This is a genomic window from Micromonospora sp. NPDC005171 (assembly GCF_040608575.1).
Classification (GTDB): Bacteria; Actinomycetota; Actinomycetes; order Mycobacteriales; family Micromonosporaceae; genus Micromonospora.
In genome coordinates this window covers 121,888-134,799 of record NZ_JBEXIM010000005.1, presented here as the reverse complement: position 1 = coordinate 134,799, position 12,912 = coordinate 121,888, and the positions used below count along the sequence as shown (strand labels likewise).

General features: G+C 73.1%; 11 protein-coding genes. 4 read left to right on the top strand and 7 right to left on the bottom strand.

Going from position 1 to position 12,912, the window contains the following annotated elements:
• Positions 1–50: 50 nt before the first annotated feature.
• A complete protein-coding gene (locus ABZU74_RS10525; RefSeq protein ID WP_355420906.1) occupies positions 51–1,490 on the top strand; it encodes a glycosyltransferase family 4 protein in 1,440 nt (479 codons plus the stop codon).
• A gap of 294 nt (positions 1,491–1,784) precedes the next feature.
• Positions 1,785–2,429 (top strand): maleylpyruvate isomerase N-terminal domain-containing protein, encoded by a 645-nt coding sequence (locus tag ABZU74_RS10520; protein WP_355420903.1) that lies wholly within the window; start codon positions 1,785–1,787, stop codon positions 2,427–2,429.
• 438 nt (positions 2,430–2,867) lie between these two features.
• Here the strand turns inward: ABZU74_RS10520 and ABZU74_RS10515 are convergent, their stop codons facing one another.
• The 4 genes from ABZU74_RS10515 to ABZU74_RS10500 all read right to left on the bottom strand — a co-directional run bounded on the left by ABZU74_RS10515 (position 2,868) and on the right by ABZU74_RS10500 (position 8,051).
• On the bottom strand, positions 2,868–4,151 hold the full coding sequence (locus tag ABZU74_RS10515) for a citrate synthase (RefSeq protein ID WP_112698363.1): 1,284 nt from the start codon (positions 4,149–4,151) through the stop codon (positions 2,868–2,870).
• Positions 4,152–4,407: 256 nt separating this feature from the next.
• Complete coding sequence (locus ABZU74_RS10510) at positions 4,408–6,462, bottom strand: sulfatase-like hydrolase/transferase (protein ID WP_355420900.1); 2,055 nt, start codon at positions 6,460–6,462, stop codon at positions 4,408–4,410.
• Positions 6,455–7,885 (bottom strand): class I SAM-dependent methyltransferase, encoded by a 1,431-nt coding sequence (locus tag ABZU74_RS10505; protein WP_355420897.1) that lies wholly within the window; start codon positions 7,883–7,885, stop codon positions 6,455–6,457. The genes ABZU74_RS10510 and ABZU74_RS10505 overlap by 8 nt, the downstream gene beginning before the upstream one ends.
• A 16-nt stretch (positions 7,886–7,901) precedes the next feature.
• Positions 7,902–8,051, bottom strand: coding sequence for a hypothetical protein (locus ABZU74_RS10500; RefSeq protein ID WP_165947858.1), 150 nt, complete (start codon positions 8,049–8,051; stop codon positions 7,902–7,904).
• A 201-nt stretch (positions 8,052–8,252) separates the two neighbouring features.
• Here ABZU74_RS10500 and ABZU74_RS10495 point away from each other — a divergent pair, with 201 nt between their 5' ends.
• Positions 8,253–9,101: an arginase family protein gene (locus ABZU74_RS10495; RefSeq protein WP_355421383.1), complete on the top strand. Its 849-nt coding sequence runs from the start codon at positions 8,253–8,255 to the stop codon at positions 9,099–9,101.
• A gap of 28 nt (positions 9,102–9,129) precedes the next feature.
• On the opposite strand, the gene ABZU74_RS10490 is transcribed toward ABZU74_RS10495, so the two are convergent.
• The 3 genes from ABZU74_RS10490 to ABZU74_RS10480 form a co-directional block, all read right to left on the bottom strand.
• Positions 9,130–10,581: a HAMP domain-containing sensor histidine kinase gene (locus ABZU74_RS10490; protein ID WP_355421380.1), complete on the bottom strand. Its 1,452-nt coding sequence runs from the start codon at positions 10,579–10,581 to the stop codon at positions 9,130–9,132.
• A gap of 31 nt (positions 10,582–10,612) precedes the next feature.
• A complete protein-coding gene (locus ABZU74_RS10485; RefSeq protein ID WP_355420894.1) occupies positions 10,613–11,359 on the bottom strand; it encodes a response regulator transcription factor in 747 nt (248 codons plus the stop codon).
• 113 nt (positions 11,360–11,472) lie between these two features.
• The gene (locus ABZU74_RS10480; protein WP_355420891.1) at positions 11,473–11,703 is read right to left on the bottom strand and encodes a hypothetical protein; all 231 of its coding nucleotides are present in this window, start codon (positions 11,701–11,703) and stop codon (positions 11,473–11,475) included.
• Positions 11,704–11,906: 203 nt separating this feature from the next.
• Between ABZU74_RS10480 and ABZU74_RS10475 the strand changes: the two genes are divergently transcribed.
• Positions 11,907–12,854 (top strand): serine/threonine-protein kinase, encoded by a 948-nt coding sequence (locus tag ABZU74_RS10475; protein WP_355420888.1) that lies wholly within the window; start codon positions 11,907–11,909, stop codon positions 12,852–12,854.
• Positions 12,855–12,912 lie beyond the last annotated feature (58 nt).

Sequence of the window (12,912 nt, the reverse complement as noted above, 5' to 3'; positions counted from 1 at the left end):
CCGCCGCCACTGACGCCGGCGCGTATCACCATGCATGGACGGAGATTGATGTGACGACCCTGCGGGTCGACGAGCAGCTCGCTGCCACCAAGGACCGGGCCCACCGGCCCACAGTGACCTCGCGGCCCCCGGCGCAGCCCGGCCCCACCGCGCAGCCCGGCACGCCCGTACCGGCGCAGCCCGGCCCCGGGGTGCCCCCGCAGACCCGCCGCATCCTCATGCTGTCCTGGGAGTACCCGCCGGTGCTCGTCGGCGGTCTCGGCCGACACGTGCACGCTCTCTCCGTCGCCCTCGCCGCCGCCGGCCACGAAGTCACCGTCGTCACCCGGCACACCGAAGGCGCACCCCTGGAGGAGTACGCCGAGGGCGTGCGCATCCTGCGCGCCCCCGAAGACCCGGTGACCTTCCCCCTCGCCACCAACTCGCTGCTGGCCTGGACCATGGCCTTCAACCACACCCTCACCCGCACCGCCCTGCGCGCCACCCAGGCCGGCTCGTACGACGTCATCCACGCCCACGACTGGCTCGTCGCGCACACCGCGATGACGTTGCGCGACCACCTGGACATCCCGCTGGTCAGCACGATCCACGCCACCGAGGCCGGGCGGCACCAGGGCTGGCTGCCCGAGGAGATGAACCGCACCATCCACGGCGTCGAACAGTGGCTCAGCAGCGAGTCCAACCGGGTAATCGTCTGCTCCGGCTACATGCGCGACGAGGTGAACGCGCTGTTCGGCGTACCGGCCGGGCGGGTCGACGTGGTCGCCAACGGGGTGGAGCCGCACCGCTGGCGGGTGCCGGCACGCGCCGTGGCCGCCGCCCGGGCCCGCTTCGCCGGGAACGGCCCGCTGGTCACCTTCGCCGGCCGCCTCGTGTACGAGAAGGGCGTCCAGCACCTGATCGCCGCGCTGCCCCGGCTACGCGAGCGGCACTCCGGGCTGCGTGCCGTGATCGCCGGCGACGGCCCGTACCGCGCCGAGTTGGAAGCCGAGGTGCACCGCCGCGGCCTGGGCGGCATGGTCACCATGCCGGGCTTCCTGGGCGGCACCGACCTGCCGGCGCTGATGGCCGCGTCCGACTGCTTCGCCGTGCCCAGCATCTACGAGCCGTTCGGCATGGTCGCCCTCGAAGGTGCCGCCGCCGGCGCCCCTCTCGCCGTCGCCGCCACCGGTGGCCTCGCCGAGATCGTCGACCCTGGCGTCACCGGAATGACCTTCCGCCCGCACGACCCGGCCAGCCTGACCGACGCCGTGGACGCGCTGCTGTCGGACCCCGACCGCGCCCGCGTCATGGCCCGCCGCGCCCGCCGGCTCGTCCACGACCAGTACGGCTGGGCCGCCATCGCCCAACGCACCGCCGCCAGCTACGCCGCCGCCATCCACCACGACGCCGCGTTCACCGCCGAGCGCGCCGAGCAGCGGATGTCGCAGGGGCGCGCCCTCCCGGCGCTCCCCGAGGGCAACCTCCTCGCCGCCGCCGGCCTCCGCTGACCAGCCCCTTTCGCGGTTGATCGACTCGGTTTCCTTGAAGTCGGGGTGTCCCGGTGCCGGGAACACCCCGACTTCCTGAAAGCCGAGTCGATCAAGCTGGGCCTGCGGTCCGATGCCCGTCAACTGGGCCGTCGGCCGGGGCGCCGGGCCGGGGCATCGGGCCGGGCGCGGGGCCGCCGCCGATCGGTCAAGCCGTCGGCCGGGCCGCCGGTCTGGCGGGGCGCGCGGCCCGGCGCCCGTCCGGCGGGACGCGCGGCCCCAGCGCCAGTCGGCCGCGGCTGTCAGGATGTGCGAATGTCTCGTGCTGTCGACGCCCTGGATGCCGCCTTTCCGACCGCCGCCTCGATCGCCCTGGAGTTGATCCGACGTCCCGAGGTGTCCGAGCAGTGGTCGAGCCCGAGCGCGCTGCCGCACCTGTCCGTGGGTGGCCTGGCCTGCCACCTGGGCCGTCAGGCGGTACGCGCGGCGGAGCTGCTGCCGATGCCGACCGACCTACCGACGTTGGATTCGGCCGACAACCACTACGAGCAGGCCCCCTGGGTCAGCGAGGGCACCCCGGACGAGGAGTCGGTCGCCGAGGGCCCCGACGAGGCGGACGCGGCACGCGGACCAGCAGATCTGCACGCCCGCTCCGCCGACGCGCTGGAAATGGTCGGCGACCTGCTCTGCCGGGGTGCCGCCCGTGAGGTCGTGCCGATTCCGTGGCAGGGCTGGTCGCTGCGGCGCGGGGACTTCCTGCTCACCCGTCAGCTGGAGATCGTCGTCCACTCCGACGACCTCGCGGTGAGCGTCGGCCTACCCACGCCGGAGTTCCCGGCGGATGTCTTCGACCCCGTCCGCGACCTGCTGGTCCGACTGGCAGTACGCCGCCGTGGTCAGTCCGCGCTGATCAGCGCGCTCAGCCGCAGCGAGCGGGCACAGGACATCTCCGCCTTCTGACCGCCCGCCCCATCGCCGACCGCCCACCGCCAGAGGGCCACCCCAACGTCCCGCGCTTGATCGACTCGGCTTCCTCGAAGTCGGGGTGTCCCGGCACGAAGAACACCGCGCCTTCAAGGAACCCGAGTCGATCACGCCGAGCGCCGACCCCCGAAGCCCAACGCCCGAGGCCGACCACTCGAGGCCCAAGGCCCGGACCCGACCACCCGGGGCCCGGGGCCTGGGGCCTGGGGGCCACCATCACCTCGCGCTTGATCGACTCGGCTTCCTGGAAGTCGGGTTGTCCCGGCACGAGAAACACCGCGCCTTCAAGGAACCCGAGTCGATCACGCCAAGCGCCGACCACGCACCGGTCACGCCAAGCGCCGACCACGCACCGAACGCGGCAGGCCGCCGACCCGGCGGGGTCGACGGCCTGCTGGTGAAGCGGGGAGCGGGTCAGCGCTCGCCGAAGGGGACGTAGTCCCGCTCGGCGGAGCCGACGTAGACCTGCCGCGGACGGCCGATCTTGGTCTCCGGATCGTTGATCATCTCGCGCCACTGGGCGATCCAGCCGGGGAGCCGGCCGAGCGCGAAGAGCACCGTGAACATCTTGGTCGGGAAGCCCATGGCCTTGTAGATCAGGCCGGTGTAGAAGTCCACGTTCGGGTAGAGCCGACGGGAGACGAAGAAGTCGTCGGCGAGGGCGATCTCCTCCAACTCCATGGCGATGTCCAGCAGCGGGTCCGGCTTGGCCATCCGGCCCAGCACGTCCTGCGCGGCCTTCTTGACGATCGCCGCCCGCGGGTCGTAGTTCTTGTAGACCCGGTGGCCGAAGCCCATCAGCTTGACGCCGTCCTGCTTGTCCTTGACCTTGCGGACGAAGGACCGGACGTCGCCGTCGCCGGCGTGGATCTGCTGGAGCATCTCCAGCACCGCCTGGTTGGCGCCGCCGTGCAGGGGGCCGAACAGCGCGTTCACGCCGGCCGAGACCGAGGCGAACAGGTTGGCGTTGCTGGAACCGACCAGGCGGACGGTCGACGTGGAGCAGTTCTGCTCGTGGTCGGCGTGCAGGACGAAGAGCATGTCCAGCACCTTCGACATCACCGGGTCGACCTCGTACGGCTCCGCCGGCACGCCGAACGTCATCCGCAGCAGGTTGTCCACGTACCCCAGCGAGTTGTCCGGGTACAGCAGCGGCTGACCGATGGACTTCTTGTACGCGTACGAGGCGATGGTGGGGACCTTCGCCATCAGCCGGACCGTGGAGATCTCCACGTGCTCGGAGTCGAACGGGTCCAGGCTGTCCTGGTAGAAGGTGGACAGGGCGCTCACCGCGGACGAGAGCACCGCCATCGGGTGGGCGTCCCGGGGGAAGCCGTCGAAGAAGCGGCGCATCTCCTCGTGCAGCAGCGAGTGCCGCCGAATCCACTCGGTGAACTCGGTCAGCTGCTGCTCGGTCGGCAGCTCACCGTAGATGAGCAGGTAGGAGACCTCCAGGAAGGAGGACTTCTCGGCCAGCTGCTCGATCGGGTACCCCCGGTAACGCAGGATGCCCGCGTCGCCGTCGATGTAGGTGATCGCGGATGAGGCAGCGGCGGTGTTGACGAAACCGGGGTCGTACGTCGTCATCCCGGTTTCCTTCAGCAACTTGCTCACCCCGATACCGGCGGGGCCCTCGACCGCAGGATGCACCGGCATCGACAGCTGCCCACCGGGGTGATCGAGCTTGACTTCCGTCATGTGGTTCCTCGCTTCGCCGGCAGATCTACGTTGAATTGCCTTCGCTTCTACCGTAATTGCGGCTCGGGGGACAACGCCCGCCGTGGTTCGGCGGTGAGGTATGCGTCACCCGATTCCCGACCGGGCGGCCGGGAAACCCGCCATCCCGCCAACCGGGACCAGACCGGACCGACTCCGGAGAGCCAGGCCGAACCAACCCCGGAAGCCAGGCCGAACCGACCCCGGAAGCCAGGCCGAACCAACCCCGGAAGCACAGTCACGACAGGGCGAGGCGTCGCAGCGTACCGTCCGTCGCGACCTGGAAGACGTCGAGCTTGTTGCTCTTGGCGTGGAACAGCTTGTCGTCGGCGAGCAGCGCGGCGAACCGGCGTCCGCCGGGGTCGGCCGGCACCACCGGGACGACGGCCCCGATGCGACCGTTGACGGCGACGGCAAGGAGGGTGCCGTCCGGGATCCGGTCCGGGACGTCGCCCCAGACGAGCGCCGGGAGGGTGCCGGTGTCCGGGTCCGTGGCGGTGAACGCGGCCAGGTCGGCGACCCGGGCGCTGCCGGCGGCGGGGCCGGCGCGTACCTCGGTGCCGACCAGGGGGTGCGGGGTCGGCAGGGGCGGCGGGGTGGGTACGCCACCGGGGAAGGTGACAGGTTCGCCGGGGCGGTCGTAGAAGTGTTTCGTACCGTCGGTGCGGGGGGCCTGCCGGGCCGAGCGCCCGTCGACCCGCCACGGCAAGCGGACGCCGGCCTCGTCGGCCACCGTCGGCAGCAGGTCGACGTGTTCCCAGTTGCGGTCGTCCACCCGGCCGGTTTGTTGTCCGGGCTCCTTGACGAACGTCGGCACCCAGGCGACCTCGCCGGCGGCGGCCTTGATGGCGTCCATGCCCCGACCCTGGGCGCCGGGACGGAAGCTGACCCCGTGGTCGGCGGTCACCACGACGAGGGCCTGGTCGTAGAGGCCGTTGGCGCGCAGCGTCCGCAGCGTCTCGCCGATCAGCCGGTCGGTGTAGCCAAGCTGGGCGAGGTGCCGCTGCCGGGCCAGGTCGACCCACCCGGCGCCGTCGTTGGGTAGGTCCTCGGGGGCGTCGTAGCGCGCCCCGGACGGCAGGTACGCCCACGGTGAGTGCGGCATCAGCAGGTGCAGGAAGTGCAGGGTGGGCCGGGTCGTCGGCTTCAGCCCGGCGAGGAAACTGGTGAACCGGGCCGGTTGGTTGTCGTCCAGGCTGTCCCAGCGGAACTTCGGGTCGGCCGGCACCGGTTCGGCGGCGTCCAGGCCGGCCTCGGCCCGGGTCTGCTCACGGTAGGAGTCTTCCGGGTCGACAGCGCTCTCGGTCGGCCCGGCGACCCGGCCGAGCAGCTTGCCGGTCTCCCGGACCAGCACGCCGAGACCTCGCTCCGGGGTGACCGGCTGCTCGCAGCGACTGGGTGGGCAGAGCCGGGTGATGCTCTCCTCGGCGCGGATGTCGTACAGGCCGCCGAACGCGGTGAACATGTTGTCCGGGTACTGGGAGTAGTGCGGGGCGACCGGCTTGGCCGGGTAGCGGCCGGTGAGCATCGCCGGCAGTGCGTTCGGCGTCCACCCGCTGACCCCTGTGGAGTTGCGGTACCAGGTGGCGCCGCCGGCCAGCTCGGCGAAGTGCGGGTACCGCCCGGCGTCGATCTTTCCGTCCGCGCCGAGCAGGCTGACCAACGGCAGCTCGTCGAGGATCAGCATGACCACCGGCGGGTGCACGGCCGAACCCTGCGCGGTGCCGGCCGCGCCGCCGTCGCCGCGCGGCACGACCACCGCCGAGGTGGGTGAGGCGAGCAGGAAGAGCGCCACGAAGGCCGCCGGGCCGGCGGCGGCCAGTCGCAGCACCCGGCCCGGCGCCCGCCACCGCCGGTGCGCGGCCGCGCCGGCGGCTCCGGCCAGACCGGCCACCAGCAGCAGGGGTACGCCCCGAAGTGGCGTCACGTGTCGGCCCACCTGCACGGCGAGGGCGGCGACCAGCAGCCCGACCAGCCCGGTGTGGGTGATGGCGCGGACGGTCCGGCCGGCCAGTCGGCTGAGCGCGCCGAGCAGCGCCACCCCGAGGGTGGGGAGCACCGCCACCAGGGCGACCAGCAGCAGGATCTGGGCCGGGTCGGCGCTGTGGAAGAGGAAGAAGTCGGGGCTGCGGCCGAGCACGTCCAGAAGCGGCTGGGTGACCACGAGACCGACCAGCGCGACGATCTCCAGCAGCCGACTCAGCTCACCTCGCCAGCCCCGGTCCCACCGCTCGGGTGTCGGGGACGGCCGCTCGGGCGGGGCCGACGGGTCGGCGGAGGCCGGTTCAGCCACCCATCACCGTCCGGTAGAGCGTGCGGGTGCCGGAGGGCAGTTCCAGCCGGTCGGTGATCCGCCCCCGGGCGGCGAGCAACGTCTCGAAGGTGTCGCGTCGATAGTCCGGGAAGAGACCGGCGGGCTTGTTGGCCAGCAGCCGGGTCGCCATCGGGTCCTCCGGGTGGACGAACTCCACCACCACCGCGCCGCCCGGCGCGGTCAACCCGGCCAGCCAGTCGATGACCTCCGGCAGCGGCACGTTGCGCCCGATCGCCAGGTGGTGCACCACGGCCAGGGCGAGCACCACGTCGGCGGACGCCCGCTCGGCGAAGCCGGCCCGTTCGACGCCCCGCCAGCCGCCACCCGGCGAGGGGTCGGCCAGGTCCAGCACCAGCGGCAGGATGCGGCGCTGCCCCTCGGCGCGCAGTTGTCGGTACAGCTCGTCGACGACGGTCGGGTCCTGCTCGACGGCGACCACGTAGTCGGCGTGCCCGGCCGCCAGCCGGGAGTACCGGCCGTCGTTGGCGCCGAGGTCGAGCACCAGGCGGGGGCGGGCGCCGGCGGCCACCGCGACGGCCACGAACTGCTCCTTCGCCACCCGGTCACGGGCCGAGTAGCCACAGGTGCGTTGGTAGTCCGACCAGTGGCTCTCCGGCGGGCGGCGGTCCAGCTTGCGGACCAGTTTCTCGATGCCGCGTACGGTGGCGAGCAGCAACTCCCGGGAGAAGCCGGCGGCCCGCAGTTGGTCCCGGACTTCGGTGGTGCTGGCGGCGGCGTTGCGTTGCTGCATGGCCCCGTGCAGGTGCAGGTGGGTCAGCACGCCGGGGCGCAGCCGGCGGGCACCGTTGAAGAGCGGCCGCAGCTCGTCGGCCTCGATGCCGTCGACCCGGGCGCGCAGCCACGGTTGGAAGTCGACGCCCAGGTGGGCGGTGAGCATCAGCGGGTAGAGCACGGTCTGGCAGAACTGCCGGTAGCCGGCCCACGGTTCGCCCTCGCGGACCGGCTCGAAGGAGCCGATGTCGATGAAGACCGGTTTCGCGCCGCGCCACTGGAGGTTGTAGGCCGAGCCGTCCTTGGTGGTGAAACCCTCGCCGAGCGCGGCTTTCAGGATCTCCAGGTGCAGCAGGGCGGCGTCGCGCAGCATGCTGAACGACCACTCGTACGGGTGGGATACGAACGGGATGCGCTCGTGGCGCAGCACGGCGGCCCACGGCGTTCCGGTCGCGGCGGGCACCAGGGTCGGCGGTGCGTCCTCGGTGGCGCAGACCTTGCGGGCGGCGACGAGCGCGGGGAAGAACGCGCTGCCGCTCAGCGCCCGCCAGTGCTCGGCGGCCTGCGGGTCCAGCCCACGCAACACCTCGTCGCCGACGTGGAACACCCGGTTGGCCGGGTCGCGGAAGGAGGCCGGCTCGGGCCGTACCTCGGTGGGTGAGATCGCCATCGTCGGACTGGCCCGCTCAGCGCTGGTCGGTGGGTTGCCGGCGGAACCGGTCGACGAGCCGCCGCCAGTAGAGCTTCGCGGCGACCGCGGCGCCGGCCACCCCGCCGACGACCGCCTGCACGATCAGGCTGCCGGACCCCGCGTCCAGGTAGGCCAGATGTTCCACCGATCGCTCCTTGCCCTCGCCGCCTCGACACCGGCGTCCCAGGCGTACACCGATGAGGCTTTTAACCCAGAAAGCCGGACTTGTCCATCACCGTACGCCGGTCCCTGTCGCCGTCGCGGGCACATCGGCGTACTCCCAGCCTCGCCACAGAATGTGGCCGGAACAGCCCGATCGCGCCGGTACGCTGCGGACGTGCGCTGGATGATCGTGGACGCGCCGCTGGACTCCTCCGGTGCCGGGCGCGGCGAGGAGCGGGCCCCGGCCGCGCTGCGCCGGGCCGGCCTGCGCGAGGCCCTGTCCGCCGACGACGACGGGCGGATCGACGAGGCGCGGTTGCGCGACCCGGTCCGCGACCCGGCGAGCGGGGTGATCGGCGCGGCGGGCCTGGTCCGGGCCGGTGGGGCCATCGCCGCGCGGATCGGCGCGCTCATCGCGGACGGCCACCGACCACTGGTGCTCGGCGGCGACTGCGCGATCCTGCCCGGCATCTGCCGGGCCCTGCCCCCGGCGACCGACCTGTGGTTCGTCGACGCCCACCCGGACTTCCTCGACGGCACGACCTCGCCGACCGGCGAGGCCGCCGACATGGACCTCTCGGTGGTCACCGGTTACGGCCCCGCCGCCGCCGTCGGCCCCAGCGGTGCGCTGATCGAGCCGAGCCGCGTCCACCTGATCGGGCACCGCCCGGCCACCGACGAGAGCAGCCGGGTCGAGGCGGCCCGGATCGACCCGGCGATCCGCCAGGTCAACGCCGCCGAGTTGCTCCGCCGGGGCGCGGCGAGGGTCGGCGAGAACCTGGCCGCCGACGGCGACGGGCCGGCCTGGCTGCACCTCGACCTGGACGTGGTGGACCCGCGCGACCTGCCCGCGGTGACCTACCCCGAGCCGAACGGGCCACGCTGGGCGGACCTGATCGCGCTGGTCACGCCGCTGGCCCGCGCCGACCGGCTGCTCGGGATGAGCGTTACCGACCTGAACGCCGACGAGGACCCGGACGGGCGGCACACCCGGCGCGTCGTCGAGGTCCTCACCGAGATGTTGGGCGGCTGACCAGCAGCGCCGGTGTGCCGTGGGCCGACTATGCGTCAGCTGTGGGATTCGGCAGTCGGACGGTGAACATCGTCCGACCTGGACGGCTCTGCACCTCGACGGTGCCGTGGTGGGCCTCCACCACGGCCGCGACGATGGCGAGGCCGAGGCCGGTGCTGCCGTGCGCGCGGGACCGCGAGCTGTCGCCCCGGGCGAACCGCTCGAACATCTCCGGTTGCAGCTCCACCGGCACCCCGGGCCCGTCGTCGGCGACGGTGAGCACGGCACTGGTGGCGTCGACCGCAAGGGTGGTGGTGACAGTGCTGCCGGGCGGGGTGTGCACCCGGGCGTTGGTGAGCAGGTTCGCCACCACCTGGTGCAGTCGGGCGGCGTCGCCGGGCACCCGGATCGCCACCTCCGGCAGTTCGAGCTGCCAGCGGTGCTCGGGGCCGGCGACGTGCGCGTCGCTGACCGCGTCCACCACCAGGGCGGTCAGGTCGACCGGTTCGACAGCGAGTGGCCGGCCGGTGTCGAGGCGGGCCAGCAGCAGCAGGTCGTCGACGAGGCTGGTCATTCGGGTGCTCTCCGACTCCACCCGGCGCAACGCGTGCGCCACGTCTGCGGGAACCTCGTCACGGCCACGCCGGGCCACCTCGGCGTAGCCGCGGATCGCCGCGAGAGGCGTCCGCAACTCGTGGCTGGCGTCGGCGACGAACTGGCGTACCCGGGTCTCGCTGGCCTGCCGCGCGGAGAGCGCGTCGGCGACGTGGCCCAGCATCCGGTTCAGCGCCGCGCCGACCTGACCGACCTCGGTGCGCGGGTCGGTGTCGGCGGCCGGTACCCGGACGGCGAGCGCCACCTCCCCCCGGTCCAGGGGCAGCTCGGTGACCCGGGTGGCGGTGGCGGCCACCCGGTTGAGCGGTCGCAGGGTCGCCCGCACGATCAGCGCGCCGGCGGCTCCGGCGACGACCAGCCCGACGGCGGCCACGGCGGCCTGCGCGGCGACCATCCACCAGACGGTCTCCTGGACGCCGGCGAGAGGGATCGCGACGACGCGTACCCGGCCGTCCCAGTACCGGCGGGCCACGGCCCGGTAGTCACCACGGTCGCCGAGGTCGACGGTGCGCGGTCTGGCGTCGACCGGCAGGCCCGCCAGCGCGGCGACCTCCTGCGCCGGGACGGACTGCTCGTCGGGGAACGAGCCCGCGCTGGGGGCGCTGGTGGTCAGGGTCCGGGCGCTTGTCACCCGCCCGTCGGTGATCTCGGCGACCACCACACCGGACGGCAACCCGGGTGGGATTCCCGGTCCGTTGCCGGGGAAGGCCGGCCGTCCCGGACGGTCGCCCCGCATACCCGTCGCGGGGGCGAGTTGAGCGTCGAGCCGGTCGATCAGGAACTGCCGCAGCGCCACAGTGGTCAGGCCGCCGATGGCGACGCTGACCAACGCCAGCAGCGCGAGCAGGGCAAACACCAGTCGGGTACGCAGGGAACGCCCGGCCAGCCACCCGCGGACAGCGCGCAGCGGGCGGCGGCTACTCGGCGGGCTTGAGGACATAACCCGCGCCACGCAGTGTGTGGATCATCGGCGCCCGACCGGCGTCGATCTTCTTGCGCAGGTAGGAGATGTACAACTCCACCACGTTGGCCTGGCCGCCGAAGTCGTAGTTCCACACCCGGTCGAGGATCTGCGCCTTGCTGAGCACCCGGCGCGGGTTGCGCATCAGGTAGCGCAGCAGCTCGAACTCGGTGGCGGTGAGGGTGACCAGTTGGCCGGCCCGGCGGACCTCGTGGCTGTCCTCGTCGAGGCTGAGGTCACCGACGGTCAGCACCGCCTCCTCCCGGGCGGCGACCGCCAGCCCGGAACGGCGCAGCAGCGCGCGCAGCCGGGCGATCACCTCCTCCAGGCTGAACGGCTTGGTGACGTAGTCGTCGCCGCCGACGGTCAACCCGGCGATGCGCTCCTCGACCGCGTCACGGGCGGTCAGGAAGAGCACCGGCACGGTGGGGGCGTGCTCCCGCAGCCGGCGCAGCACCTGGAAGCCGTCCAGGTCGGGCAGCATGACGTCGAGCACCACGGCGTCCGGCTGGAACTGTCGGGCGGTGCTCAACGCCGCCATGCCGTTGCCGGCGGTGCGGACCTGCCAACCCTCGTAGCGCAGGGCCATCGACAGCAGGTCGGTGAGCGTGGGTTCGTCGTCGACCACCAGCACCCGGACGGGTTCCCCGTCGGGGCGACGCAGCTCGATCCGGCTCGGCGCGGCCTGCCCGTTCATGACCATGCGCCCCATCGTGTCCGCCACGCCTGTGCCGCGCCCCTGCGGAAGCTGTGCACCAGCTGTGCGGCCGGGCCGACGCGACGCCGGCGACGCCACCGGTCAGCCCCGCCTCATGGTCACTCGGACACCCCGTAGGCGTCGGTACGCACGAAACGCATGCTCCAGCCGCCCGCCTCGTCGGGCCGCTCGCGTTCATAGAGGTGGTCGGGGCCGGGCTGCACCGGGCCCGTGCCGTCCGGGTGCCGCATGATCCAGCGCTGGGGTGGGGCGCCGTCCGACCCGGCCGGCAGCAGCCGGACCAGGCCGTCCGCGGGCCCGCCGACGAAGCGTACGGCGACCTCGCCCATCGCGCGCCCCCTCGGGTGACCGTGCCGGCACAATCGGTGACGCCGGCTCTGGCTCGCAAGCTACCGCACCCGCCGCCCCGGCGCAGCGAGGTGCGCCGGGCCGTCCGCCCCCGAACCGGCCTCCGGTTTGCCCAGTTCGGAGCGGGGGTACCGCGATCAGAGCACCCGGCCGTCGGCGGGGCGAGAACGACGAGGAGTGGTCGATGCGCACGTTGGACGGGCGGTACCGGCTCGAACAGCGCATCGGGGTGGGCGGGATGTCCGAGGTGTGGCGGGCGTACGACCAGGTGCTGGACCGACCGGTCGCGGTGAAGCTCATCTCGCCCGGCCGCGACGACCGGGACGGCCCGGTGGACCGGATCCGCGCGGAGGCCCGGTCGGCGGCCCGCCTGGAACACCCCAACGTGGCGAGCGTGCACGACTTCGGCACCTCCTCGACGTGGCCCGGTCGACCGGTGCCCTACATCGTGATGGAGTTGGCCGAAGGTGAGACGCTCGCCGTGCACCTGCGCGCCGGGCCGCTGGACTGGCGGATCGCGGTGCGGGTCTGCGCGGAGGTCGCCGCCGCGCTGGCCGCCGCGCACGCCGAGGGCATCGTGCACCGGGACGTCAAGCCCGCGAACGTCATGCTCACCCCGGCCGGGGTGAAGGTGCTCGACTTCGGCATCGCCATCGCCGCCGGAGCACCGGACCCGATGCCGACCGGCATGGTGCTGGGCACCCCTGCCTACCTGGCGCCCGAACAACTGGACGAGGCGCCGGCCACTCCCGCCGCCGACATGTACGCCCTCGGCGTGCTCCTCTACTACAGCCTCACCGCCCGCCTGCCGTACCGCGCGGCGACCGCCAGCGAACTGCTGCTCGCACGCCGCCGCCAGCCACCGGAGCCGCTGCCCGACATCGCCGGGCTCCCGCCCGAGGTCGTCGACCTGTGCCACTCCTGCCTCGCCGACGACCCCGAGCAGCGCCCGACCAGCCTGGTCGCCGCGCTGCTGCTGGCCGAGGCCGTGGACGCCCGGGTGTACGTACCGATGACGATCCCGACGACCCGCCGGCCGGCTCCGACGTCGCCATGGACCGAACGCGCCGCCGCGGAGGCCACCGAGGCGGTGGCGGTGGCCCACGAGCCGAACCTTCCCTCCGCGCGCTGACAGCACGACGGCTGACCGGTTGCGCCGAGCGGTGGCGGGGTTCGCGGGGTGGCAGCCG